Annotated in this window: 26 protein-coding genes; 9 read left to right on the top strand and 17 right to left on the bottom strand. The window is 61.7% G+C overall.

Going from position 1 to position 23539, the window contains the following annotated elements; translation table 11 throughout:
- Positions 1–8: 8 nt before the first annotated feature.
- Positions 9–740, bottom strand: coding sequence for an SDR family oxidoreductase (locus tag L4923_RS04135; RefSeq protein ID WP_239362256.1), 732 nt, complete (start codon positions 738–740; stop codon positions 9–11).
- A gap of 338 nt (positions 741–1078) precedes the next feature.
- On the opposite strand from L4923_RS04135, the gene L4923_RS04140 reads away from it, so the two are divergent.
- Together L4923_RS04140 and L4923_RS04145 are read left to right on the top strand one after the other, a co-directional pair.
- A complete protein-coding gene (locus L4923_RS04140) occupies positions 1079–1912 on the top strand; it encodes an amidohydrolase family protein (RefSeq protein WP_239362257.1) in 834 nt (277 codons plus the stop codon).
- A gap of 123 nt (positions 1913–2035) precedes the next feature.
- Positions 2036–2833: an MBL fold metallo-hydrolase gene (locus tag L4923_RS04145; RefSeq protein ID WP_239362259.1), complete on the top strand. Its 798-nt coding sequence runs from the start codon at positions 2036–2038 to the stop codon at positions 2831–2833.
- Between the two features lie 81 nt (positions 2834–2914).
- Here L4923_RS04145 and L4923_RS04150 read toward each other — a convergent pair whose 3' ends face one another.
- The 6 genes from L4923_RS04150 to L4923_RS04175 form a co-directional block, all read right to left on the bottom strand.
- Positions 2915–3322: a F0F1 ATP synthase subunit epsilon gene (locus tag L4923_RS04150; RefSeq protein ID WP_239362260.1), complete on the bottom strand. Its 408-nt coding sequence runs from the start codon at positions 3320–3322 to the stop codon at positions 2915–2917.
- Positions 3323–3426: 104 nt separating this feature from the next.
- Positions 3427–5043, bottom strand: coding sequence for a F0F1 ATP synthase subunit beta (gene atpD, locus L4923_RS04155; protein WP_239362261.1), 1617 nt, complete (start codon positions 5041–5043; stop codon positions 3427–3429).
- A 72-nt stretch (positions 5044–5115) separates the two neighbouring features.
- Positions 5116–5997 (bottom strand): F0F1 ATP synthase subunit gamma, encoded by an 882-nt coding sequence (locus L4923_RS04160; protein WP_239362262.1) that lies wholly within the window; start codon positions 5995–5997, stop codon positions 5116–5118.
- A gap of 31 nt (positions 5998–6028) precedes the next feature.
- Positions 6029–7558 carry a F0F1 ATP synthase subunit alpha gene (atpA, locus tag L4923_RS04165; protein WP_239362263.1) on the bottom strand — a complete coding sequence of 510 codons (1530 nt, stop codon included), beginning with the start codon at positions 7556–7558 and terminating at the stop codon, positions 6029–6031.
- Positions 7558–8118, bottom strand: a complete 561-nt coding sequence (locus tag L4923_RS04170) for a F0F1 ATP synthase subunit delta (protein WP_239362264.1) — start codon at positions 8116–8118, stop codon at positions 7558–7560. Before L4923_RS04170 ends, atpA begins: the two co-directional genes overlap by 1 nt.
- 246 nt (positions 8119–8364) lie before the next feature.
- The gene (locus tag L4923_RS04175; protein ID WP_239362265.1) at positions 8365–8760 is read right to left on the bottom strand and encodes an AGROH133_08824 family phage infection protein; all 396 of its coding nucleotides are present in this window, start codon (positions 8758–8760) and stop codon (positions 8365–8367) included.
- A 149-nt stretch (positions 8761–8909) separates the two neighbouring features.
- Here L4923_RS04175 and L4923_RS04180 point away from each other — a divergent pair, with 149 nt between their 5' ends.
- The 4 genes from L4923_RS04180 to L4923_RS04195 all read left to right on the top strand — a co-directional run bounded on the left by L4923_RS04180 (position 8910) and on the right by L4923_RS04195 (position 11114).
- Positions 8910–9638, top strand: a complete 729-nt coding sequence (locus L4923_RS04180; protein ID WP_239362266.1) for an NAD-dependent epimerase/dehydratase family protein — start codon at positions 8910–8912, stop codon at positions 9636–9638.
- On the top strand, positions 9635–10177 hold the full coding sequence (locus tag L4923_RS04185; RefSeq protein WP_239362267.1) for a cupin domain-containing protein: 543 nt from the start codon (positions 9635–9637) through the stop codon (positions 10175–10177). Before L4923_RS04180 ends, L4923_RS04185 begins: the two co-directional genes overlap by 4 nt.
- Entirely contained in the window at positions 10161–10670 is a 510-nt protein-coding gene (locus tag L4923_RS04190; protein ID WP_239362268.1) for a MarR family winged helix-turn-helix transcriptional regulator, read from the top strand. Before L4923_RS04185 ends, L4923_RS04190 begins: the two co-directional genes overlap by 17 nt.
- An 84-nt stretch (positions 10671–10754) precedes the next feature.
- Positions 10755–11114 carry a DoxX family protein gene (locus L4923_RS04195; RefSeq protein ID WP_239362270.1) on the top strand — a complete coding sequence of 120 codons (360 nt, stop codon included), beginning with the start codon at positions 10755–10757 and terminating at the stop codon, positions 11112–11114.
- Between the two features lie 90 nt (positions 11115–11204).
- On the opposite strand, the gene L4923_RS04200 is transcribed toward L4923_RS04195, so the two are convergent.
- The 3 genes from L4923_RS04200 to L4923_RS04210 are packed head-to-tail and all read right to left on the bottom strand — an operon-like array spanning position 11205 to position 12708.
- A complete protein-coding gene (locus tag L4923_RS04200) occupies positions 11205–11672 on the bottom strand; it encodes an SRPBCC family protein (RefSeq protein WP_239362272.1) in 468 nt (155 codons plus the stop codon).
- Positions 11669–12007 (bottom strand): ArsR/SmtB family transcription factor, encoded by a 339-nt coding sequence (locus L4923_RS04205; protein WP_239362274.1) that lies wholly within the window; start codon positions 12005–12007, stop codon positions 11669–11671. Before L4923_RS04205 ends, L4923_RS04200 begins: the two co-directional genes overlap by 4 nt.
- A gap of 8 nt (positions 12008–12015) precedes the next feature.
- Positions 12016–12708 carry a glutathione S-transferase family protein gene (locus L4923_RS04210; protein ID WP_239362276.1) on the bottom strand — a complete coding sequence of 231 codons (693 nt, stop codon included), beginning with the start codon at positions 12706–12708 and terminating at the stop codon, positions 12016–12018.
- 166 nt (positions 12709–12874) lie between these two features.
- Here L4923_RS04210 and L4923_RS04215 point away from each other — a divergent pair, with 166 nt between their 5' ends.
- Positions 12875–13423: a class I SAM-dependent methyltransferase gene (locus L4923_RS04215; protein ID WP_239362278.1), complete on the top strand. Its 549-nt coding sequence runs from the start codon at positions 12875–12877 to the stop codon at positions 13421–13423.
- Here L4923_RS04215 and L4923_RS04220 read toward each other — a convergent pair.
- From L4923_RS04220 to L4923_RS04230, 3 genes are all read right to left on the bottom strand, one after another.
- The gene (locus L4923_RS04220) at positions 13396–14019 is read right to left on the bottom strand and encodes a hypothetical protein (protein ID WP_239362280.1); all 624 of its coding nucleotides are present in this window, start codon (positions 14017–14019) and stop codon (positions 13396–13398) included. The genes L4923_RS04215 and L4923_RS04220 overlap by 28 nt on opposite strands.
- Positions 14020–14038: 19 nt before the next feature.
- Complete coding sequence (locus tag L4923_RS04225; RefSeq protein ID WP_343302649.1) at positions 14039–14419, bottom strand: GNAT family N-acetyltransferase; 381 nt, start codon at positions 14417–14419, stop codon at positions 14039–14041.
- A gap of 167 nt (positions 14420–14586) precedes the next feature.
- Positions 14587–16770 carry a primosomal protein N' gene (locus tag L4923_RS04230; protein ID WP_239362284.1) on the bottom strand — a complete coding sequence of 728 codons (2184 nt, stop codon included), beginning with the start codon at positions 16768–16770 and terminating at the stop codon, positions 14587–14589.
- A 90-nt stretch (positions 16771–16860) separates the two neighbouring features.
- Here L4923_RS04230 and fsa point away from each other — a divergent pair, with 90 nt between their 5' ends.
- Positions 16861–17514 carry a fructose-6-phosphate aldolase gene (gene fsa, locus L4923_RS04235; protein WP_239362286.1) on the top strand — a complete coding sequence of 218 codons (654 nt, stop codon included), beginning with the start codon at positions 16861–16863 and terminating at the stop codon, positions 17512–17514.
- A gap of 64 nt (positions 17515–17578) precedes the next feature.
- Here the strand turns inward: fsa and L4923_RS04240 are convergent, their stop codons facing one another.
- Positions 17579–18016: an Lrp/AsnC family transcriptional regulator gene (locus L4923_RS04240; RefSeq protein WP_239362478.1), complete on the bottom strand. Its 438-nt coding sequence runs from the start codon at positions 18014–18016 to the stop codon at positions 17579–17581.
- Between the two features lie 131 nt (positions 18017–18147).
- Here L4923_RS04240 and L4923_RS04245 point away from each other — a divergent pair, with 131 nt between their 5' ends.
- Positions 18148–19068 (top strand): DMT family transporter, encoded by a 921-nt coding sequence (locus L4923_RS04245; protein WP_239362289.1) that lies wholly within the window; start codon positions 18148–18150, stop codon positions 19066–19068.
- Here L4923_RS04245 and L4923_RS04250 read toward each other — a convergent pair.
- The 3 genes from L4923_RS04250 to leuS are packed head-to-tail and all read right to left on the bottom strand — an operon-like array spanning position 19037 to position 23390.
- Positions 19037–20161 carry an AAA family ATPase gene (locus tag L4923_RS04250; protein ID WP_239362292.1) on the bottom strand — a complete coding sequence of 375 codons (1125 nt, stop codon included), beginning with the start codon at positions 20159–20161 and terminating at the stop codon, positions 19037–19039. The genes L4923_RS04245 and L4923_RS04250 overlap by 32 nt on opposite strands.
- A gap of 27 nt (positions 20162–20188) precedes the next feature.
- Complete coding sequence (locus tag L4923_RS04255; RefSeq protein WP_239362294.1) at positions 20189–20764, bottom strand: LPS assembly lipoprotein LptE; 576 nt, start codon at positions 20762–20764, stop codon at positions 20189–20191.
- A complete protein-coding gene (gene leuS, locus L4923_RS04260) occupies positions 20751–23390 on the bottom strand; it encodes a leucine--tRNA ligase (RefSeq protein ID WP_239362296.1) in 2640 nt (879 codons plus the stop codon). Before leuS ends, L4923_RS04255 begins: the two co-directional genes overlap by 14 nt.
- Positions 23391–23539 lie beyond the last annotated feature (149 nt).

A 23539-nucleotide genomic window follows, 5' to 3' on the forward strand; every position in this document is an offset into this window, starting at 1 on the left:
ACAACATCCTAGAGCGTCCAGCCACCATCGATGGCATAGGCCTGGCCGGTGGTATAGGTGGCACCGGCCAGATGCACGGCTAGCGCTGCGATTTCTTCTGGCGTTCCGAGCCGCCCGGTGGGTTGGCGCGCAAGAAACGCGGCGCGCGCAGCTTCATAATTGCCCTGGGCGCGCATACGCCCTTCCAGTGAAGGGCTCTCGACCGTGCCCGGGCAGATCGCGTTGCAGCGGATGCCTTTGGCGATGAAGTCCGCCGCAACCGACTTGGTCAACCCGATCACTGCCGCCTTGGTCAGGCCGTAGACGAAGCGGTTGGGCACGCCTTTGATGCTGGAAGCCACCGACGACATGTTGATGATCGCGCCGTCACCACGCTCGAGCATGCCGGGCAGGACGGCCTGTATGGTGCGCACCATGGCCTTGACGTTGAGGTCGAAGGCGAAATCGAGATCGCCGTCCTTCATCTCCAGCACCGAGCCGGAATGAACGAAGCCGGCGCAGTTGAAGAGAACGTCGACGCGGCCGATCTCGGCGAAGGCCTGCTTGACCTCTCCATCGTCGAGAACATCCAATTTGCGGGTCTTGATGCCCTTGGTCTTGGCCAGTTCGGCAAGCAGCGGTTCATTGATATCGGTGGCCACGACGCTCGCGCCAGCCTCTGCGAATGCCAATGCGCTTGCCCGTCCGATACCCTGCGCTGCCGCAGTGACCACTACGGTCTTGCCATCGAGTGCACCCATTGTCGTTTTCCTCCTCCATGCCGGCGCTTTCAACGCCTGCTGTCTTTGCGCTGGATGGTGTCCCGGCAGCACGCCCATGACCCGCAGGAGCGATTCCGCGGCGACTTCGCGCCGCTCCGTTCGCATCCTTCGTCATGGGATCGCGTGCACAGACCGTGCCGCCGATGGATACCGTCTCCGGTCGAGCGCACCTTAGGGAAAGCCGGTTGCCTTGGCCACTGCGTCTTGCCGTCGATGCGGCAAAAAAGCCTCCCTGGTGAAGCATTTCCTTCCCGGCGGAATGATGCTCTCATGGCGGAGAGGAAGGAAAGCCTTCCATCGTCACGGGGAGGCCCGCAGTGATCTTCGATACGCATCTGCACCTGATCGACAGGCAGGCATTGCGCTATCCGTGGCTTCAAAGCGTACCGGCACTCAATCGTGACTTCTCACATCAGGATTATGCCACCGAAGCGCGCAGAGCCGGTATCGACGCCGCCTTCCACATGGAGGTGGATGTCCATCCGGATGATATCGAAGCTGAAACCTCGCACACGAAGAAACTGGCGGCTGACGGGGGCAGTTTGCTGAAAGGCGCCATCGCCTCCTGTCGTCCGGAGGACAGCGGTTTTCCCGCCTATCTGGACCGCGTCCGTGGCGATCCATTTGTCAAAGGCTTTCGCCGGGTGCTGCATGTCGTGCCGGACGACGTTTCCGAAGGCGTGCTGTTTCGCGAGAACATCAAGCGAATCGGCAGCATCCTCACCTTCGATCTCTGCGTGTTGCCGCACCAGATCCCCAAGGCGATCGCGCTTGTCGACCTGGCGCCTGACACGACATTCGTTCTCGACCACTGCGGCGTGCCCGACATCAAGAGCAAGGCCGAACATCCCTGGCGCGACCATATCGTTGAAATCGCGCGCCGCCCCAACATGGCCGCCAAGATTTCCGGCATCGTCGCTTATGCTGACCCTGCGGACTGGACCGTGGAGACGTTGCGGCCTTATGCAGAACACGTCATCCAATGCTTCGGCTGGGATCGCGTGGTGTGGGGCAGCGACTGGCCGGTCTGTACGCTGGGCGGCGGGCTCTCGACCTGGGTTGCCGCGACCCAGGCTATGCTCGCTGGAACCAGCGATGAAGAGCGTACGAAACTGCTGTCGGCCAATGCACGACGGATTTGGAGAATTTAGGTTTCGCGCCCCTCCACCACGGTGTCACCTACCGCTCGCGAAAACGTGACCCCCGTCCAAGGCGGTTGACCAGCATACTGAAGAAATAGGCAAAAAGTGTTCCTCGCGCCGCAGGAGGGTAATGTGGGCCGCGCAGTGATCTTTGTTCTCTCGTTCCTTTGCCTTCTGCCTGCGGCTTTTGCCCAGGGTCCCAGTCGCTGCCTGGCGATCGCCGAAGGCCTGCCGAATGTCGTCTACATCAGTGCCGTGCCCGCGCAGGCCGCAGCAGCGCACGGCGATGTGACCATCACCTATGCCGGCCATTCGACCTATCTCATCGAAAGCCCCGCCGGCGTGCGTATCGCCACCGACTACAGCGGCGTCTATGGCCATGACCCACAGCCCGACGTGGTGACCATGAACAAGGCCCATCGCACGCACTTCACCGATACGCCGGACAGCGGCATCGCTCATGTCCTGCGTGGCTGGAACCCTTCAGGGGGCCCGGCGAAGTATGCCTTGGCGGTCGATGACGTCTATATCCGCAACGTACCGACCGACATCAGAAGTTGGGGCGGTGAACTCGAACGCGACGGCAACTCGATCTTCATCTTCGAGACGGCGGGGCTCTGCATCGGCCATCTTGGCCATCTTCACACACGCCTGAACGATGCTCAGTACGGTGCCGTAGGCCGTCTGGACGTGGTGATGGTGCCGATCGACGGCGGCCTGACACTGTCTTTGCCGGTCCTCAGCGAGATCATCACGAGGCTGCGCTCTTCCATTGTCCTGCCGATGCATCGGCAGTCCACACCGATCGACGAATTTACCAACATGATGCGAGACAGATTCGCGATCGAGGCGAGGAACGGCCGTTCGTTGACCCTGTCCCAGAAGACCTTGCCCCGCCAGCCGACCATCATCATTCTGGATGGAGTTTGATCGCAAAGCAGCGAACTCCAGCGTGCGCAAATAAAAAGCGGAGCAAATGCCCCGCTTTTCCAAACTCAGTTGACTGCGAACCTATGCCGGCAGGATCGCGCCTTCCAGCGTGGTGAGCTGGTGCAGGAACTGCTCGGCCTTGGTACGGGACGCATCGTCCTTGGCATCGGCGATGTCCTCGCGCGCTTCCTGAATGCGGCGGGCAATCTCGGCGCGATCGATGTCTTCGACAGCAACTGCAGATTCCGCCAGCAGTGTGCAGCCCGACGGCAGGATGTCGGCGAAACCACCGAACACCACGAAGCGCTGGATGTTGCCCGAAGCCGGCTTCACCGTAACGACACCCGGCTTGATGGTGGTCATCACCGGAGCATGCTCGGCCATGACCGTCATCTCGCCTTCCGCGCCCGGAATGACGACAGACTCAACCTCTTCCGAGACAAGCAGGCGCTCGGGCGAGACCAGTTCGAATTTGAAAGCTTTAGCCATGTTCAATCAGCGAATAGCGAATAGCGAAATAGCGAATAGAAACTCGCGATCTGCCGCACATTCGATCCCCTATTCGCTACTCCCTATTCGCTAGTCGCTTTACTTTAAGCTGCTTCCGCGGCCAGACGCTGGGCCTTCTCGACTGCTTCGTCGATGTTGCCGACCATGTAGAAGGCGGCTTCCGGCAGGTGGTCGTAGTCGCCGTTGCAAAGGCCCTTAAAGCCCTTGATGGTGTCTGCGAGGTCGACCAGCTTGCCCGGGGAACCCGTGAACACTTCGGCGACGAAGAACGGCTGCGACAGGAAACGCTCGATCTTGCGGGCGCGGGCAACCGTCTGCTTATCTTCTTCCGACAGTTCGTCCATGCCCAGGATGGCGATGATGTCCTGCAGCGACTTGTAGCGCTGAAGGATCGACTGCACCTGGCGGGCAACCTGGTAGTGCTCTTCACCGACGATCAGCGGATCGAGCATACGCGAAGTCGAGTCCAGCGGGTCCACCGCAGGATAGATGCCCTTTTCCGAGATGGCGCGGTTCAACACGGTCGTCGCATCAAGGTGCGCGAAGGAGGTTGCCGGCGCTGGATCGGTCAAGTCGTCGGCAGGCACGTAGATGGCCTGCACCGAGGTGATCGAACCCTTGGTCGTGGTGGTGATGCGTTCCTGCAGCGCGCCCATGTCGGTGGCCAGCGTCGGCTGATAACCCACCGCCGAAGGAATACGGCCGAGAAGAGCCGACACTTCCGAACCCGCCTGGGTGAAGCGGAAGATGTTGTCGACGAAGAACAGCACGTCCTGGCCCTGGTCGCGGAAGTACTCGGCGACGGTCAGACCGGTCAGAGCAACGCGGGCGCGGGCTCCCGGCGGCTCGTTCATCTGGCCGTACACCAGCGCCGCCTTCGAACCTTCACCGCCGCCCTTCTTGTTGACGCCCGATTCGATGAACTCGTGATAGAGGTCATTGCCCTCGCGGGTACGCTCGCCGACACCGGCGAACACCGAGTAACCGCCGTGCGCCTTGGCGACGTTGTTGATCAGTTCCTGAATGAGAACGGTCTTGCCGACGCCGGCGCCACCGAACAGGCCGATCTTACCGCCGCGGGCGTAAGGGGCGAGCAGGTCGAGAACCTTGATGCCGGTGACAAGGATCTGCGCTTCCGTCGACTGGTCGACATAGGCCGGGGCCGGCTGGTGGATGGCGCGGACTTCGACGCCGTCGACCGGGCCGGCTTCGTCAACCGGCTCGCCGATGACGTTGATGATGCGGCCAAGCATGCCTGGGCCGACCGGCACCGAGATCGGGGCGCCGGTGTCGACGACCGACTGGCCGCGCACCAGACCTTCGGTGGAGTCCATGGCGATGCAGCGCACGGTGTTTTCACCGAGGTGCTGGGCGACTTCGAGAACCAACCGGTTGCCGACGTTCTCGGTCTCCAGCGCGTTCAGGATCGCCGGCAGATGGTTGTCGAACTGGACGTCGACAACGGCGCCGATGACCTGGCGAACCCTGCCGGTAGCACCCGAGGCCTTGACCGCAACGGTCTTGGCCGGAGCCTTTGCGGCAACCGCTGCCTTGGCGGGAGCCGCCGCTTTAGCCGGGGCTGCTGCCTTGGCGGGAGCAGCCGCCTTCTTTTCCGGAGCGGCCTTTGCCGCCGCCGGCGCCTTGGAAGCAGCCGCGGCCTTGGCCGGTGCCTCCTTCTTCGGGGTCGCTGCTTTCGCCATCGTGTTTACCCTTTTCGTCCGTTTGGTTACCGCGTGCTCCGTGCGAAGGCCGCCTGCCTTCGCGGTTCACGCTTAGAGCGCCTCGGCGCCCGAAATGATCTCGATCAGTTCCTTGGTGATCTGCGCCTGGCGCTGGCGGTTGTAGGTGATCGACAATCTGTTGATCATGTCGCCCGCATTGCGCGTCGCATTGTCCATCGCACTCATCTTGGCGCCCATCTCGCCGGCTGCGTTTTCCAGCAACGCGCGGAAGATCTGCACTGCGATGTTGCGCGGGATGAGGTCGGAGAGGATTTCGCCCGGCTCCGGTTCGTATTCATAGACGGCGGCGCCGTTGCTGGCTTCGCCCGCCCCTTCCACCGCAGCGGCAGGAATGATCTGTTGTGCTGTGGGGATCTGGCTGATCACGGATTTGAAGTTCGAATAGAACAGCGTGCAGACATCGAACTGACCATCGTTGAAGAGGCCGATCACCTTCTTGGCGATGGCGTCCGCGTTGACGAAGCTCAGCGTGCGTACTTCGCGCAGATCGACACGGTCGATGATCAGCGAAGCGTAGTCACGACGCAGGATGTCGTAGCCTTTCTTGCCAACGCAGATGATCTTCACCTGCTTGCCGGCGGAGAGGAGCTTGCGGATATGGTCACGGGCCAGGCGCGCGATCTGCGAGTTGAAGCCGCCGCACAAGCCGCGTTCGGCGGTGCAGACGACGAGCAAATGCACGTCGTCCTTGCCGGTGCCTGTCATCAGCGCCGGGGCGTCACCGCCGCCACCGACGGCCTGGGTGATGTTGGCCAGCACCGCGCCCATCCGCTCGGAATAGGGACGTGCCGCTTCCGCAGCCTCCTGGGCACGACGCAGCTTCGCCGCGGCGACCATCTGCATCGCCTTGGTGATCTTCTGCGTCGCCTTGACCGAGGCGATGCGGTTACGAAGGTCTTTTAGTGAAGGCATGCTTCAAACCCGGTCCCGTCTTCCGCGCTCTTTAAGCGAAGGTCTTGGCGAAGTTGTCGATCTCGGCCTTGAGCTTGCCGCGCAGATCGTCCGACAGCGCCTTCTCCTTGCGGATCGCATCGAGAACCGCCTTGCCGGCGTTGCGCATATGCGAGAGCAGACCCTGCTCGAACTTGCCGACCTGGTTCAGCGCCAGCTTGTCGAGATAGCCGTTCACGCCGGCGAAGATCACAGCAACCTGCTCTTCCGTCTTCAGCGGCGAGAACTGCGGCTGCTTCAGGAGTTCGGTCAGGCGCGAACCACGATTCAGCAGGCGCTGCGTGGCGGCGTCGAGGTCAGAACCGAACTGTGCGAAGGCCGCCATTTCACGGTACTGCGCGAGTTCGCCCTTGATCGAGCCTGCGACCTGCTTCATCGCCTTGATCTGAGCCGAGGAGCCGACACGCGACACCGACAGACCGACGTTCACGGCCGGACGGATACCTTGGAAGAACAGATTGGTTTCCAGGAAGATCTGGCCGTCGGTGATCGAGATCACGTTGGTCGGGATATAGGCCGAAACGTCGTTAGCCTGCGTTTCGATGACCGGCAGCGCCGTCAGCGAGCCGTTGCCGTTGTCGTCGTTGAGCTTCGCAGCGCGCTCGAGCAGACGGGAGTGCAGGTAGAAGACGTCGCCCGGATAAGCTTCACGGCCCGGCGGGCGGCGCAGCAACAGCGACATCTGACGATAGGCGACGGCCTGCTTGGACAGATCATCGTAGGAGATGAGGGCGTGCTTGCCGTTGTCGCGGAAGTATTCGCCCATGGTGCAGCCGGTGAACGGCGCGAGGAACTGCATCGGCGCCGGATCCGAAGCGGTGGCGGCGATGATAATGGAGTAGTCGAGCGCGCCGCGCTCTTCCAGGACCTTCACGAACTGCGCGACGGTCGAACGCTTCTGGCCGACAGCGACGTAGACGCAGAACAGCTTTTCCGAATCCGGACCGGTTTCGTGGACCGACTTCTGGTTCAGCATGGTGTCCAGAATGATGGCGGTCTTGCCGGTCTGACGGTCACCGATGACCAGCTCGCGCTGGCCGCGGCCAACCGGGATCAGGGCATCGATGGCCTTGAGGCCGGTCGACATCGGCTCGTGCACCGACTTGCGGGGAATGATACCAGGGGCCTTCACGTCGACGCGGCGACGCTCGGTGGCCTTGATCGGGCCCTTGCCGTCGATCGGGTTGCCGAGCGCGTCGACGACGCGGCCGAGCAGGCCCGGACCGACGGGAACGTCCACGATGGCGCCGGTACGCTTAACGGTGTCGCCTTCCTTGATGTCGCGGTCGGCACCGAAGATAACGACGCCGACATTGTCGGCTTCGAGGTTCAGCGCCATGCCGCGGATGCCGCCGGGGAACTCCACCATCTCACCGGCCTGGACATTGTCGAGACCGTAGACGCGGGCGATACCGTCACCCACCGACAAGACCTGACCAACTTCGGAGACTTCGGCTTCCTTGCCGAAATTCTTGATCTGGTCTTTCAAAATTGCGGAGATTTCCGCGGCGCGGATGTCCATCAGCCGACCTCTTTCAGTGCAAGCTTGAGCGAATTGAGTTTGGTTTTAAGCGACGTGTCGATCTGGCGCGAACCCATCTTCACGATCATGCCGCCGAGCAGCGAAGGATCAACCGTGACGGTGATCGCAACGTCCTTGCCGGCGACGGCTTTCAGTGCGGTCTTCAGTTCCGCTTCCTGAGCCGAAGTCAGCGCGTGCGCCGACGTGACCTCGGCAGCGGTCTCGCCGCGATGCTCGGCGGCGATACGGCGGAATGCCTTGATCATGCCAGGCACCGCGAACAAGCGGCGATTGCCGGCCACTACGCGCAGGAAGTTCCCGGCGAGGCCGCTGATCTTGGCCTTGTCGACGATGGCGGAAATGGCGCGGACCTGCTCCTCGGTGGAAAACACCGGGCTCTCGATCAGGCGCTTCAGATCGGCGCTGTTGGCGAGCAGAGCTTCGAAGCTGCTGAGATCAGCTTCGACCTTGGCGACGGATTTCGCCTCGAGCGCCAGCTCGAAAAGCGACGACGCATAGCGTTCTGCGACAGCGGAGATTGGCGAGGACGTTTGGGCCACGGACCGTCTTTTCTCTTGTCTGAGAGGCCGCAGATCCTTGGCGCGAGCGAAAACTCTGGCTAAATCTTTGACCTTACTGCATTTTTTCAAGCCAAGGGACGCGGCTTCCGCTGTCCCCCGGTCGAAAGTCGGTTGCCGTCTAGCACAGGCTTTTCAGGACCGCAATGCGTCCACGGACATGCATTCAAGGCACTTTTGTCGCATCCGGCGGTCGAGTTCAATGCTTGGCTGCCGATTCAGTGCGATTCAGGCCAAAAAGCCGAAGGCAAAGGCGAGCGGCAGTGCTGCAAGCACGAATTCCACCACGACGGCAACCCAATTGTACGGCGTGTTGGCACCATCGGACATCATGGCAAGGATTCGTCCGAAGGCAGTAAACAGCCAGGAGAAGCCGAGCGCCATATAAAGCAATGGCTGGGCCAGCAGGATCGCGCAGAGACCGATCCCGAGATAGAAGCCAGCCATCCGGGCCCGCGCCTCGGCGATTGCCTCCGGTTTTTCCGGCTTGGGCTGCAGGCGCAGCAGCTTGAAGCAAAGCCCCGGCGCGAAGAACAAAGCCAGCCCGAGCAGCAGCGTAACCGCTGCGCTCGACCAGGCGAGCCACTCACCCTGGGTGGTCGGCCAAGGAAATGCGAATTCCATTTTGGTCCCCTCGAAACGAGACCGCATTGAAGATCATCATTTCGGGAAGTCAAGCACGCAGGCAGCGCGCGGACGTTCTCACACTTCCCACCATTTGACCTCATATCAAAGCACTGATATCAGAGCTTTGATATCTGAAAGGTGTTCGCATGCGTCATAAGATTTTTCTTGCCGGAGCCACCGGAGCGGTTGGGCGGCTTCTCGTACCGATGCTTGTCGAGAAAGGTCATTCGGTATGGGGCACCACTCGCTCGGCCTCGAAGGCTGTGGATTTGGAAGCGGCAGGTGCGCGGGCCGTGGTTGTCGATGTGTTTGATGCCGAGGCGCTGGCGGCAGCCATGATTGAAGCGAGGCCGGAGATCGTCATCCACCAGTTGACCGATCTGCCGAAAGATCTCGATCCGACCTGGATGGGCGAGGCGGTGGGGCGCAACGCCCGCATCCGCGACGAAGGCACCCGCAACTTGGTGGAGGCGGCGAAGCGGGCCGGTGCCAAGCGGTTGATCGCGCAGAGCATCGCCTGGGCCTATGCACCCGGCCCGCTGCCGTATGGCGAACACGATCCGTTGGATACCGGCGCGGCAGAACCTCGCTCCATCAGTGTCAACGGCGTCATTGCACTCGAACGTCAGGTTGTCGGGGCACCAATGGAGGCCGTCATCCTGCGCTACGGCCAGTTCTACGGTCCGGGGACCGGGTTTGGCGCGCCGAAACCCGGCGCCTCCGTGCATGTCGAAGCGGCCGCCTATGCGGCTCTGCTTGCCGTCGAGCGCGGCGGCGGAACCTACAATATCGCGGAACCGAATGGCCAGGTTTCCATCGAAAAAGCCATCGAGGAACTCGGTTGGGACGCCGATTTCAGGAGAACCATCGCATGAGCAGCCAAGTCTTCAACAACCCGCCTCCACACAGCCTCTCGAAGCGGCGCTATCTCATTGCATTGGTCGCAGTCGTAACGGCGGGCGCAATTCTGGCAGGACTGTATGTGGCAATCCAGGACCCGCAGCCAACCGCCATGCACATGGCAGAAGGCAGCGCACCCGCTGCGGCTTCGAGCCGACCCGCGACCGAAATCAAACCGATTTCCTGCACACCTCTGCCCGATATTCCAGGCAAGGCCGTAACCGTGGCCATCGTAGACTTCCCGCCCGATGCCTATACGCCGCGCCATCGCCATCCTGGCAACGTCACGGCCTTCGTGCTGAAGGGCACGCTGAAGTCCCAACTCGCGGGCGAGCCGCCCATGACCTACACAGAGGGACAAAGCTGGTTCGAACCGACAGGCGCGATTCATCTGTTTGCAGAGAACGCGAGCAAGACCGAGCCGGCGTCCCTGCTTGCGATGTTCGTTGCGGATGAGAACTGCGGACCCTTGACGGTGCTTCTGCCTGACGATCACGATGGTCACGCCGATTGAAGATGGGAGAGGAGCCATAACCCCACCGGTTTCCAAACAGGTCGTACCGCGTGCCGGCGAAGGCAAGCGCGGCGAGGACGGTTACTTCGGCTATCTGCTTCGCCAGGCGGCAGGCGCCTATCGCTATCGCATGGAAGCGACGCTCGCCGACCTGGGCATTACCCAGCCGCAATTTGCGGTGATGGCGATGCTGAGTGCCTATCCCGGCCTGTCCAATGCCGACCTGGCGCGCGCGGCGTTGCTGACACCGCAGACGCTCAGCGTGATCGTCGCCAATCTCGAAAAGGCCGGCACGATCGTAAAACGACGCCATGCCAGCAACGAGCGCATCCGCCAACTGGAACTGAGCGAAAAAGGCGAGGCGCTGTATGCCGTGGCACGCGGCCGCGTCCGACTGCTCGAAGCCGACCTCGCCAGCGGCTATTCCGAGGCTGAACAGAAGATCATTCGCCATTGGCTGGCAGCCGTCACGGCCGGCACGCCGGAAGGCTGAAACCGGCAGTCTGACCGTTTCGTTCAAGATTGTGGTGAGACCTCAGGGCATGATGTGACACGTTCACATCATGCGAGGTCTGCCATGCCCTTCTTCATTCAGCATCTCGGCTTCATCCTGCTCGGCGGCGTCTTTGTCTGGGCGGGGCTGGAGCATTTCCTGCGCTTCCGTGCCATCACCGGGCAGCTTGGCGAGCACGGCTTCCCGGCGCCTGTGCCGCTGCTTGCTGCCGGCTCAGCGCTTGAGGTCACGGCCGGCCTGTGTCTGGTTCTTGGTTTTTACAGACCTTATGCCGCGGTCGCCCTGATCATCTTCACGATCGCCGCAAGCGCACTGGCGCTCAATTTCTGGCGCTATTCCGGACCACAAAGGCAGGGCTTGCGCTCCACCTTCATCATCAACATTGCCGTTGTCGGCGGCCTGCTCCTGGCGATAACCTTATGAATTGCCGAGCATGCTTTCAGCGAGATGAAACCCACTGCTAAGCGCATCAAAGGTGATATATCAATTGATATATCAAAATAAAACAGAAACTTAATGCACGCCGGCGGCTTCCATCGCGATGATGTCCGCGAGCAGGTCCAACCCGTCGCCGGTACCCGCAATGCGCAATGGCAACATGCTGGCGTCGCCAAGCCAGGCGATCTGTTCCGTGAAGACCATTCGCGTTCGGGCTGCCTCGGCAAACAACTCGACCGTTGCCAGCGAAGCTGAAAGCCGCTCGCCAGCAAAGCTCATGTCGAAGGCATAGACAATGCGCTGCGCCGGCACGATATCGAGATAGCGGGCAAGGAAGGTCTGCTCATCCCCCTTGTCGGTGCGCCAGCGCTTGGCCTCGACACCGCCGACGCGGAAATCGAACGCCTCCTCAAGTACAGTCCAGTCGGGGTGGCAGGAGGTCCAACGCTCCTTCAGCGCCGGCTCTGAAAAAAAGCGGAAGGCATGTTTCGGACTGGCTGCCAGCTCGCGCTCGACGACAAAGGTTTTGTGTTCGATCGTCATCGTTGTTCCTCTTCAGGCATGTCGGCGATCACTTGGGCGAGGCGATCGAATGCCGCGTTGAGAGCGGTTTCGCGCGCGTTCACCCAATCGTTCACCAGCGCGAATGCGTCGCGCCGCATGGCATAGGTGCGGGTGCGGCCGGCCTTGCGCGAAACCACGATGCCGCCCTCTTCCAGAACCTTGAGATGTTTGACTGCTGACGGCAGCCGCATATTGGCCGGCTGCGCCAGTTCTTTCACCGTCGCCGGACCGCGTGCCAGCTGCTCGACCATACCGCGTCGGCCCGGATCGGCGAGCGCCAGGAAGATGCGGTCGAGGGGCTGGACTTGCTGCATGTATAACCTCAGACAAAGGCGGCACCGCTTGCAAAACGCTCCGGCATGGCAGCGCGGTAGGGAAACATCGAGAAGAACGGCCGCGCTTCTTCCAATGTTCTCTTGATCGACGGCCGCGCCAGCAAGCGTTCAAGATAGGCGGAGAGACTATCCTGATCGGCAGCAAATGGATGCACGATCGAGGAAAAAAACAGGCAGGGCGCGGCAGCGCAGTCGGCGATGGTGAAGTCGTCGCCGGTTGCCCACTTTTTTCCGGCCAATTGCCCATCGATCATGGCATAGGCCGTATCCAGTGTTTTCCTGGCGGAAGCGACGCCGACCGGATCCTTGCCGCCCTCCGGCCGCAGTTGGTCGGTAACCACCTTCTGCATCGGCTCGCTGACATAGAGATCGAAAAAGCGGTCCCACAAGCGAGCTTCGAGTTGCGCATCCGCAGCTTCCGGCAACATCGACAATGGGCCAGGATAGTGCCGCTGCACATATTCGATGATGATGCTGGTTTCCGGCACCACACGATTGCGCGCTGCGTCATGCAGAACCGGGATCTTGCCCACCGGCCATCGTGCGAGATGGCTCGCCGCCGAATCGGAATCCAGGAGGTCCACGGTCTCGGAGCGGAAATCGAGGTCGTTCTCGTAAAAGGCGATCAGCACCTTGTGGCAGAAGGCTGCAAGTGGGTGGAGATACAGGGTCAGCGACATCGATGGGCCTCTATAGTTTCCATGTGCGGAAACTATTTGCAACAGACCCTCAAGGCAACAAAAAGTTTCCGTTGGTGGAAACCTTTAGCGTTTCTTCCTGCCATCCCTTGCCAGCAATCCAACCAGTCCCTCAAATACGCCCCGCCCCTGACGGTGCGGATCAGCGATGAAAGTTCCTGAACGGCTTGCCTGGACAATCGACCGGCTCGGCATCGCCGGCCATGAAACGGTGCTTGAAATCGGTGGTGGCCGCGGCATCGCCGCGGCACTCGCGCTGTCGAAGCTGACCAGCGGAAGGTTGGTCGGCATCGACCGCTCCGAGACGGCGATCGCAGCGGCGCGCACGCTCAACGCGGTCGATGAGCGCGCCGGCAGGTTGCGGTTGATTCACGGCGCGATCGAAGACTTCGACGCCGGCGCAGAGCGCTTCGACATCGTCTTCGCCATCAATGTGAACCTGTTCTGGATCGACGCGAGCGCGGCACTGAAAAATATCCGTGGCATGCTCAGGCCCGGCGGCAGGCTTGTCCTTACTTGTGAACCGCCATCCCCGAGCCAGGTCGAATCGATCGGCGCCAAGTTCCGCACGAATCTCGAAATGGGAGGATGGCAGGTGCAGCGAATCGAGGAAGCGGATCGCGCGTCGCTGCTATCGGTGATCGCCATTCCGGACAGACAGGTTCCAATTCAGTTTGGCGATGCGATCTTGACGTAATTGGGATCAAAAATGCGATCCGGGCCCCAGTTTGTTGCCAGATACTCCGGTTGAGCCAGAATGAGCGCGTCCAACCGTGCAAGCGTTCCGGCACGCGAAACATCATTGCCCTCATACAAATCTTTCAAACCTTCGGCAGTGGTCTTGGTCATAAACACCACGATCGTATCGGAGCCTTCGACCTCATAGGAGTTGAATGACATCAAAGATCCATCCGGCATCGGCTTGATGACATGATTGCTGAAGGCGAAGCCATTGCTGCCTAACTTCGCCCGGATATCGGCGAGAGTGGTTTCGCCGAAACGGAAACCGGCAAAATCGCTGACCGCCCCGGATGCGCTTCCGTCCCAGTCCACTTCGGCATAGACGATCTTGTCGCCATCGATACGCCTGGTGACCGACAGGTAGTTGCCATTCGGCAATTTCCATTTCGTCAAAGCGTAGCCATCGATTTCATCGGTGGCGACAGGTGCCTGAGCCGGCTTGGCGCTGCTTGCAAAGACCTCGCCAACGCGGATTCCAGACAAGGACTGACTTTGGGCAAATCCCGCCAGTGAGAGAAACACCACACTCGACAAAACCAGCCTTCCAAACATCGAATTCTCCCCAAGTGACTTACCAGCCAGTTCCCACGGATGCCGGCCACAACGGCCTGACCAGCCGGCGCAGAATATGCTTTTTCAGGCCAATGTCTTGCGGCTCGAACGTCTTCTCCAGCACAAAACCTTCGCGCTCCCAGAACTGCGACCACGCCTGTTGACGTCGAGCACGGCAACCCAGCATCCGTCGCCGGCTCGCCTCGTCGACAAGATGATCCAAAAAACGCCGGCCAAGGCCTTGCGCCCTGATGCCGGGATCCATCAGCAACAGTCCGATATAGGCGCGTCCGACCTTTCGGGGAAACCGAATGCCATATCCGCTATGCCGAGGATGCGGCCCTGACCGTCCAGACAGGCAAGCTTGAGGGAAGCGTCCGGATCGCAACCGGGAGGGCAATCTTCGAAAAAATCCTGGACGGTTGTGGCATCGGGAAGCTGCCCGCGCTCCATCAGCGCATAGTCGGCCGCACGTTAAAAAATTCCAACACCGCCTCGCCGTGCCGCTCCCTGTCGAGAGAATGGAATTGCGGGTGGTATTCTTCGGCCTCGATCAAACCGTCTGCCTCACAAAAAGCTCTGTGGGTCGATATCGACACTCACCCGCACCGATCCCCTCACTTTCGGCCCCTCCGCCAGCATCTGGCGCACGAAACCCTGCATGTCGGAGCGCCGCTCGCCATGCACCAGCAGGCGGAAGCGGTGACGGCCGCCGACCATGGCCAATGGCGCTTCCGCGGGACCCAGCACGAAGATGTCCGACACTTCCGGCGCCGCCCGGCGCAAGCCGCGCGCATGGGCTTCCGCGTCGTGGCGCGTCTCCGCGCTGATAATGATACCGGCGAGCCTTCCGAACGGCGGCAGTGCTGCACGCTCCCTCTCGGCGATCTCGCGTTCATAGAAAGCACCCACGTCTCCCGAAACGATTGCCCGCATCACCGGGTGATCCGGCTGGTAGGTCTGCAGCAGCCCAAGGCTCTTCTTGCCTGTGCGGCCGGCACGGCCCGTTACCTGCGACAGGAGCTGGAAGGTGCGCTCGGCCGCGCGTGGGTCGCCATTGGCGAGGCCGAGATCCGCATCGACGATGCCGACCAGCGTCATATTTGGGAAATTGTGACCCTTGGCGACGAGCTGCGTGCCTATGACGATGTCGGCCTCGCCTTTCGCGATGGCCTCCAGCTCCAGCCTGAGCCGCCGCACGCCGCCGACGAGGTCGGACGACAGCACGATGGTGCGCGCGTCCGGGAACGTGGCGACCACTTCCTCGGCGATGCGTTCGACGCCCGGCCCGCATGCCACCAGATGATCGATCGTACCGCATTCCGGGCAGGCATCGGGACGTCTCTCATTGTGACCGCAATGATGACAGACCAGTTGCCCGCGAAAGCGATGCTCGACCAGCCATGCCGAACAGACCGGACAGCCGAAACGATGGCCGCAAGACCGGCACAGCGTCAGCGGCGCGTAGCCGCGCCGATTGAGGAACAGAAGCGACTGCTCTTGCCTTGCTAGGGTCTTGCTCATCGCCTCGACAAGCAGCGGCGATAGGAAACTTCCACGCGCCGGCGGCGCCCGGCGCATGTCGATCGAGCGCAAGGTAGGCAATGCAGCTTCGGCGAAGCGTGCGGGCAGGTCGACACGGGCATAGCGGCCCTGATTGGCATTGACCTGGCTTTCGACCGAAGGCGTGGCGGAAGCGAGCACGATCGGGAAGGAGCCGATGTGGCCGCGCACCACCGCCATGTCGCGAGCATTGTAGAAGACGCGATCCTCCTGCTTGTAGGCAGGATCGTGCTCCTCATCGACGACGATAAGGCCAAGCTCCTTGAAAGGAAGGAACAGCGCCGAACGGGCGCCGGCCACGACCCGCACAGTGCCTTCCGCGACCTGCCGCCACACACGCTCGCGCATTTTCGGTGCAAGGTCGGAGTGCCATTCCGCGGGTTTTGCGCCGAAGCGCGACTGGAAACGCTCGAGGAAGGCATGGGTGAGCGCGATTTCCGGTAGCAGGATCAGCACCTGCTTGCCCTTGTCCAGCGCGGTCGCCACCGCTTCGAAATAGACTTCCGTCTTGCCAGACCCGGTAACACCGTCCAGCAGCGTGACACCGAAGGTCCCCGCAGCCGTCCCTGCACGCAGGGTCTCGGCCGCGGCCGCCTGGTCCGGCGTCAATTCTGGCCGCGCATAGGTCGGATCGGGCGGGGCCACCACGGGACGCGGCGGGATCATCACCGTCTCGAATACGCCTTGCGCCTTCAAACCATCGATGACCGTCGAAGAGACACCCGCCGCATGCGCCAGACCCGAGCGTGTCCAGGCCAGCCCGCTCTCGGCCGTTTCCAGAACGCGAGACCTCGCGCCGGTCATCCTGCCTGGGGCGAGGGCAGTACGCTGCAGGCCTTCGATCCATGGTTCCGGGTCGAAGGCTTCCGGCGCGCGCAGCAGCATGCGCGCGACAAGACCGGGCGGGGTAAGCGTGTATTGCGCGATCCAATCGACGAAGCGGCGCATGTCGTGATCGATCGGCGGACAATCGAAGACATGATCAATGGGCCTGAGCTTCCTGGGATCGACCTGCTCGACCGCGCCGTCCCAAACCACCCCTGCCACCAGTCTGGGTCCGAGAGGCACGCGAACGATGGAACCCGGCACCACGCGCATGCGTTCCGGCACTGCGTAGGTATAGGCTCGTTCGGCCGGCATCGGCACCAGGACGGGTGCGGCCGTCGTGAGGGGCGAATCTTCTTTCATGACGCGTGACCTTGCCCCGACTTTGGTCTAGAGCAAAGAGCAACGCCAAGCCCCTGGCGCAGTGCCTCATTCCCTCCCAAGGAGACCATCATGAAATTCTTCGTCGACACCGCTGATGTGAAGGAAATCCAGGAACTCAACGCGCTGGGTCTGCTTGACGGCGTCACCACCAATCCGTCGCTGATCCTGAAGTCCGGCGGCAAGATCGATGAAGTCACCAAGCAGATCTGCGACATCGTCGAAGGCCCGGTCTCGGCCGAAGTCACCGCCACCGATTACGATGGCATGATGAAGGAAGCCACTTGGCTGGCCAAGATCGCCGACAATGTCTGCATCAAGGTGCCGCTGACCCTCGACGGCCTCAAGGCTTGCCGCGCCATCCGCGCGGAAGGCCGCATGGTCAATGTCACGCTGTGCTTCTCGGCCAACCAGGCGCTGCTCGCCGCCAAGGCTGGCGCCACTTTCATCTCGCCCTTTATCGGCCGTCTCGACGACATGGGCTTCGACGGCATGGAGCTGATCGCGGAGATCCGCCAGGTCTATGACAATTACGGCTTCGATACCGAGATCCTGGCCGCTTCGATCCGCACGCCGGATCACGTCAAGCGCGCCGCCCTGATCGGCGCCGACGTCGCCACCGTCCCGCCGGCCACGCTCAAGGCGCTCGTCAAGCACCCGCTGACCGACAAAGGCCTGGAACAATTCCTCGCCGACTGGGCCAAGACCGGTCAGAAGATCGGCTGATATCAGCTTCGAGTTGAATAGAACCGGCGCCTTCACGGCGCCGTTTCTTTTTGTACACCACAGTTCAAGCGAACGGAGGCAGCCGGCGCTTCACCGGCTGTGCTTTGACGATGGCACTGCTGGTCTCGGCCTTGTCGGTGATCTTGTCGAGGATGTGATCGAGGTCGCTGATCGAACGGATATGCAGCCGCGCGATGAAGCAGTCGTCGCCGGTCACCTTGTCGCATTCGGTGAACTCCGGGATTTCTTCGACCAGCTTCTGCACCTGATGCAGCCGGCCGGGCAATGGCTTGATACGCACGATTGCTTGCAGCGTGTAGCCGAGCGCGGCAGGGTCGACATCCACCGTGAAAGCACGGATAACGCCGCGCTCCTCCAACCGGCGCAGCCGCTCCGACGTGCTCGGTGACGACAGGTTCACGCGAGCCGCCAGCTCTTTCAATGAAATGCGCGCATCATCGACCAGGATTTCGACGATGCGCCGGTCAAGTTCGTCCAAAATCGGCTCTCCTTAGGTTCATTAGGTACAAAACCTTACAAGATTAGGAAGAACCGCACAAATACCTTTCAGTAAACATATATCCCCGCCTTTCGAAGGCGTACAAAACGGCCGGTACGAAGAAAGGTGGCGTCATGTCGGACAACACACGCGGCACGGTTGAAATGACCGCTGCAATGATGATTTCGGGAACGATCGGCGTATTTGTCGTCCTCTCCGGACAGCCGGTCATGGACGTGGTCTTTTGGCGATGCGCCTTCGGTGCAGCCACGCTGCTGCTCGTCTGCGGCGCTCTCGGCCTGTTCAGGCGCGAGGTGATCTCGCGCCTGCAGATCGCCTATGCGATCATCGGCGGCATCGCCATCGTTTCCAACTGGCTGCTGCTCTTCGCCGCCTTCCCGCGCGCGTCGATCTCGATCGCTACAGCCGTCTACAACACTCAGCCTTTCATGCTTGTGGCATTGGGCGCACTGTTGTTCAGGGAGCGCCTGACGCTGACTAAACTGACATGGCTGGCAATTGCTTTCGCGGGCATGCTGCTGATCGTGCAGACCAAACCGGACGCAGCCCATACCGGCTCGAACTATCTCGTCGGGATCTTGCTGGCACTCGGGGCTGCATTTTTCTATGCGATCGCCGCGATTGTCGCGAAGAAGTTGAAGGGGGTGCCGCCGCACCTCATTGCTCTCATCCAGGTTACCGTCGGTATCCTGATGCTCATCCCGTTCACGAATCTCACGAACCCGCCGACAGACGCCCGCACCTGGGTTCTGCTTGCCGCGGTCGGCGTCATCCACACCGGACTGATGTACATCCTGCTCTACGGCGCGATTCAGAAACTGCCCACCAATCTTGTCGGCGCACTGTCCTTCATCTACCCGGTCGTCGCCATCATTGCCGACTTCGTGGTCTTCGGACAGCGCTTGCATCCGTTGCAACTGGTCGGCGCCATCGCCATTCTTGTCGCCGCTGCCGGAATGACGCTGGGCTGGAACCTGATCAAGCCACGCGCCAGCCAATCCACTAATCGTCCGATATCCGGCCGGTCAGCTTGAGGCCTTCGATGGTTGTTGCCCCATCCGGCCGCACCACGGTAAGCGCTCGCGCGCCGGTGCGGTCGGCAATCAGATCTGCCAGCTCTCGCGAATGAGTGACCACCCAAAGCTGCGTCCGTTCAGCCGCCTTGGCGATCATGTCGGCCAGCGCAGGCAGCATGCGTGGATGCAGGCTGGCCTCCGGCTCGTTGAGGGCCATCAGCCCCGGCAAACGATAGGACATCAGGGCTCCGGCGAGCGCGAGGAAGCGTATCTGCCCATCCGAGAGTTCCTGCGGCCGGAACAAGCGTTGCGGAAAATCCGGAAGCCGCAATCCGAAAGTGGCGGTCTCGCCCGGCTCCGGAACTTCCAGTTTTGCCCCCAGGGCATCGGCCAGCGCGCGGTCGAGATCGACCGTGTCCTGCCGGATGTGTGCGAGCGTTGCGAACACCGCCGCAAGGTTGCCGCCATCTTCATCCAGCAGCGTTGAGGTGATCGCCAGAGAAGCCTTCCTGACCGGCGAATCGGCATCGGTGCGAAAACCATGATAGAAGCGCCAACCCGAAACGGCGGCACGCAGGTCGCCCGCCTCAGGATAGCGGCCCGAAGCCCCAAGGACTGCCAGCGCAGTCTCCGAATTGAGCAGTTTTGTAGGGTGCTCGACACGCCTGCCGTCGCCATCGCGCCCGTAGGCCGTTGGCCCTTTGCGGCTCATCATCTCCACCGGACGGCGTCCAGTCTCGACCGTAAGGCTCTCTTCCTTGACGTGAGGTTCGAAGGCAAATCCCGCCGAAACGGGCGGCGGCAGGCCGATCTCCACCCGATAGGAGAACCGGGCCGCTGTCTCGTCATCCTCGACATCCGCCTGCAGGATGACGCGGACCGGTCTGCCTAGGCGGCGCGCGCCGGACCACAGCGCCGACTGCATGCCGCCTTCGCCGGCGATCGCACGAGCGAGCGTGCCTTCGCCTGCTGCCTTGATCAGTTGCAGCGCGCGGTAAAGATTGGATTTTCCGACGCCATTTTCACCGACGAACAGTCCGACTTGGCCGAGTTCAAGCCGGATCGACTTGAGCGATCGGTAGCCTTCGGCGACAAGCCCCGTCAGGCGCATGGCTTCAACGCCTTCCGGCGGCGCCGGCTACTTGGCGCCGGGCTTGGCCAGATCCTGCGCCAGTGCCATATGCAGCAGTTCGGCGAGTTCGCGGGCCGCGCGATTTTCGGCATCGATCTGCGCACGATAGGTGGCGAATTCCTGCCCAGGCCGGTCGAAAGACGAAGTGATTGAGCGCTGGCCATTGGCCACTGTCTTGCCCGTCTTGGCGTCTGTCAGCGTGTAGGCGGCCGTCATGATGACACTGCCGGCAGTCGGTTGGTCCTGGTCTTTCGCAACCTGGATGCTCGCCGTCGAGATCACCTGTTCCGTGACACCGAGCGTCAGCGAATAAGCGGGCGTCGTCGTCCGTTCGGCACCGCCGGTCAGAGCAAAGATCAGATTGTTGCGAACCTGCTGAGCATACCGCGAAGAAACCGGCTTCACGGCGATCGATGCGAGTTCCTCGCGCGCGCTCACGGTCGAACCAGTCGAGAGCGGCTGGTTCGAGTAGAGCGGCCTGACCTGGCAGGCAGAAACCAGCGCCATGCCGCCAAACAGGCCTAAAAGCGCGGCGCGACGCGCAAACGCAGCCGCTGTCTTGCGAGTGTCAGGCAACGACATTGACGATCCTCTGGGGCACGACGATCACCTTGCGCGGCGCCTTGCCCTCGAGCGCCTTCTGTACGAAGTCCAGTGCCATGACGGCCTGTTCGACCTGAGCTTGGTCTGCGTCGCGGGCGATTGTCAAATCGCCGCGCTTCTTGCCATTGATCTGTATCGGATAGACGACATCGTTGTCGACCACCAGTGCCGGATCAAAGCGTGGCCAGGGCTGATTCGCGACAAAGCCCTCGCCACCCAGTGTCGACCAGCATTCTTCCGCCAGATGCGGCATCATCGGAGCAATCATCACGACAAGCGCCTCGACGGCCTCGCGCAGCGCCGCTGCGCTCGCCTTGTCACCCCTGCCTTCGACCTGTGCGGTCGCCGCGGGCTGGATCGTGTTGACCAGTTCGTAGAGACGTGCCACGGCCTTGTTGAAGCCCAGGCGCTCGATATCCTCACCGACCGCCTTCACGGTTTTGTGGACAGACTTCGAAAGCGCCGACGCCTCTCCTTCTGTTGCGGCAGCTCCTTCAATGCCGGCCAACGCTGGTGCCGTCTCCGATACCAGCCGCCAGATGCGCTGCACGAAACGGTGCGCCCCTTCCACACCGGCCTCGGTCCAGATCACGTCGCGCTCCGGCGGCGAATCCGACAACATGAACCAGCGAGCCGTATCGGCGCCATAGCTCGCAAGAATGTCGTCGGGATCGACGACGTTCTTCTTCGACTTCGACATCTTCTCGATCGCACCGATCTCGACCGGGCTGCCATCCGCAATCAGCGTGGCGCTGCGCTTGCCGTCGACATCAACGATGTTCACGTCAACGGGCTGGACCCAATACGCATTCGGCCCGGTACCTGCACGATAGGTCTCGTGCACCACCATGCCTTGGGTGAACATGCCTTCGAACGGCTCCTTCACCTCATTGACGTGGCCAGTCACCTGCATGGCCCGCGTGAAGAAGCGCGAATAAAGCAGGTGCAGGATCGCATGCTCGATGCCGCCGATATACTGCCTGACCGGCAGCCAGCCGTTCTTGCCATCGACATAGTCGAGCGTGGTCGGCGCCTTTTCATTCCAAGGATCGGTGAAGCGCGCGAAATACCAGGACGAATCGACGAAGGTGTCCATGGTATCGGTGTCACGCCGCGCCGGCTTGCCGCATTGCGGGCACCCGACATGCTTCCAGGTCGGATGGTGGTCGAGTGGATTGCCAGGCTTGTCGAAGGTGACGTCGGTCGGCAGCTCGACCGGAAGATCCTTTGCCGGTACCGGCACAGCGCCGCAGGCCTCGCAATGGATGACCGGGATCGGGCAGCCCCAATAGCGCTGGCGCGAGATCAGCCAGTCGCGCAGGCGGAACTGCACCTTGCGTTCGGCCTGTGGCCGATTGCCGATCGTCACGCCGGACAACCTGGTCGCCACTTCGTCGAAAGCTTCCTTGAAACGCATGCCGTCGAGGAAACGCGAATTGATCATCGCGCCGTCGTCGACGAAGGCTTCTTCCGTGATGTGGAAGCTGGCGGCGTCGGCGCCGTCAGGCAGCACCACCGGGGTGACCGGCAGGCCATATTTGTTGGCGAAGTCGAGGTCGCGCTGATCGTGGCCCGGGCAGCCGAAGATCGCACCCGTGCCGTAGTCCATCAGCACGAAATTCGCGACATAGACCGGCAGCGTCCAGTTCTCGTCGAACGGATGGACGACGCGCAGCCCCGTATCGAAGCCCTTCTTCTCAGCCGTTTCGAGCGCCGCCGCCGACGTGCCCATATGGCGCACATCCTCGATGAAGGCGGCAAGTTCCGGATTGCCCGCGGCGACCTTCTTGGCCAGCGGATGGTCCGCGGCAATCGCCATGAAGGAGGCACCGAAGATCGTATCCGGGCGTGTCGTGTAGACTTCGAGTTCGGTTTCGCCGGCTGGCGGATTGGCCAGTGCCCAGCGGACCAGCAAGCCCTCGGAGCGGCCGATCCAGTTGGCCTGCATGACGCGGACCTTTTCAGGCCACTTGTCCAACGTGTCCAGCCCGTCGAGCAAGTCCTGGCTCATCGAGGTGATCTTGAAGAACCACTGCGTCAGGTCGCGCTGTTCCACGGGCGCGCCGGAGCGCCAGCCGCGCCCGTCGATCACCTGTTCATTGGCCAGCACCGTCATGTCGACCGGATCCCAGTTGACCTTGGCCGACTTGCGCTCGACCAGGCCGGACTTCCAGAAATCCAGGAAGATCTTCTGCTGATGCCTGTAATAACTCGGGTCGCAGGTCGCGATCTCGCGCGCCCAGTCGAGCGAGAGCCCCATAGTCTTCAGCTGGCCCTTCATCGTCTCGATGTTCTTGTAGGTCCAGTCGCGCGGATTGACCTTGTTGTCGCGCGCTGCGTTTTCCGCCGGCAGGCCGAACGCGTCCCAGCCCATCGGATGCAGCACGTTGTAGCCCATGGCCCGGCGCCAGCGCGCCACGACATCGCCCATCGTATAGTTGCGCACATGGCCCATATGGATGCGCCCCGATGGGTAGGGGAACATCTCGAGCACGTAGTATTTCGGCCGCGGGTCGTCGTTCTTCGTTTCGAAGAGCTTGGCCTCGTCCCATGCCTTCTGCCACTTGGGCTCTGCTGCGCGGGGATTGTATCGTTCGGTTGCCATGGCCGGTTTTTCACTTACAAAGCATGCGGGAAACCGCCGGTGGTCCGGCAGTTCAAGGACATGGTCCGGGTCTTCACCATGCTTTCGGTAACCCGTCAACCATATGGGTCTCAAGGCCCGGCAAAAACAGCAGGATCAGGACAGGTTGG

The sequence above is a fragment of the Terribium retamae genome (assembly GCF_022347545.1).
Classification (GTDB): domain Bacteria; phylum Pseudomonadota; class Alphaproteobacteria; order Rhizobiales; family Rhizobiaceae; genus Mesorhizobium; species Mesorhizobium retamae.

Coding starts and splice junctions, on each gene's coding strand:
- L4923_RS04205 (WP_239362274.1), bottom strand. CDS start 12,007: ATGCAGCAAGTCCAGCCCCTCGACCGCATCTTCCTGGCGCTCGCCGAT.
- L4923_RS04210 (WP_239362276.1), bottom strand. CDS start 12,708: ATGTCGCTGACCCTGTATCTCCACCCACTTGCAGCCTTCTGCCACAAG.
- L4923_RS04195 (WP_239362270.1), top strand. CDS start 10,755: ATGCCCTTCTTCATTCAGCATCTCGGCTTCATCCTGCTCGGCGGCGTC.
- atpD (WP_239362261.1), bottom strand. CDS start 5,043: ATGGCGAAAGCAGCGACCCCGAAGAAGGAGGCACCGGCCAAGGCCGCG.
- fsa (WP_239362286.1), top strand. CDS start 16,861: ATGAAATTCTTCGTCGACACCGCTGATGTGAAGGAAATCCAGGAACTC.
- L4923_RS04230 (WP_239362284.1), bottom strand. CDS start 16,770: ATGAAAGAAGATTCGCCCCTCACGACGGCCGCACCCGTCCTGGTGCCG.
- L4923_RS04200 (WP_239362272.1), bottom strand. CDS start 11,672: ATGACGATCGAACACAAAACCTTTGTCGTCGAGCGCGAGCTGGCAGCC.
- L4923_RS04190 (WP_239362268.1), top strand. CDS start 10,161: ATGGTCACGCCGATTGAAGATGGGAGAGGAGCCATAACCCCACCGGTT.
- L4923_RS04175 (WP_239362265.1), bottom strand. CDS start 8,760: ATGGAATTCGCATTTCCTTGGCCGACCACCCAGGGTGAGTGGCTCGCC.
- L4923_RS04150 (WP_239362260.1), bottom strand. CDS start 3,322: ATGGCTAAAGCTTTCAAATTCGAACTGGTCTCGCCCGAGCGCCTGCTT.
- leuS (WP_239362296.1), bottom strand. CDS start 23,390: ATGGCAACCGAACGATACAATCCCCGCGCAGCAGAGCCCAAGTGGCAG.
- atpA (WP_239362263.1), bottom strand. CDS start 7,558: ATGGACATCCGCGCCGCGGAAATCTCCGCAATTTTGAAAGACCAGATC.
- L4923_RS04215 (WP_239362278.1), top strand. CDS start 12,875: ATGAAAGTTCCTGAACGGCTTGCCTGGACAATCGACCGGCTCGGCATC.
- L4923_RS04160 (WP_239362262.1), bottom strand. CDS start 5,997: ATGCCTTCACTAAAAGACCTTCGTAACCGCATCGCCTCGGTCAAGGCG.
- L4923_RS04135 (WP_239362256.1), bottom strand. CDS start 740: ATGGGTGCACTCGATGGCAAGACCGTAGTGGTCACTGCGGCAGCGCAG.
- L4923_RS04185 (WP_239362267.1), top strand. CDS start 9,635: ATGAGCAGCCAAGTCTTCAACAACCCGCCTCCACACAGCCTCTCGAAG.
- L4923_RS04250 (WP_239362292.1), bottom strand. CDS start 20,161: ATGCGCCTGACGGGGCTTGTCGCCGAAGGCTACCGATCGCTCAAGTCG.
- L4923_RS04255 (WP_239362294.1), bottom strand. CDS start 20,764: ATGTCGTTGCCTGACACTCGCAAGACAGCGGCTGCGTTTGCGCGTCGC.
- L4923_RS04180 (WP_239362266.1), top strand. CDS start 8,910: ATGCGTCATAAGATTTTTCTTGCCGGAGCCACCGGAGCGGTTGGGCGG.
- L4923_RS04220 (WP_239362280.1), bottom strand. CDS start 14,019: ATGTTTGGAAGGCTGGTTTTGTCGAGTGTGGTGTTTCTCTCACTGGCG.
- L4923_RS04245 (WP_239362289.1), top strand. CDS start 18,148: ATGTCGGACAACACACGCGGCACGGTTGAAATGACCGCTGCAATGATG.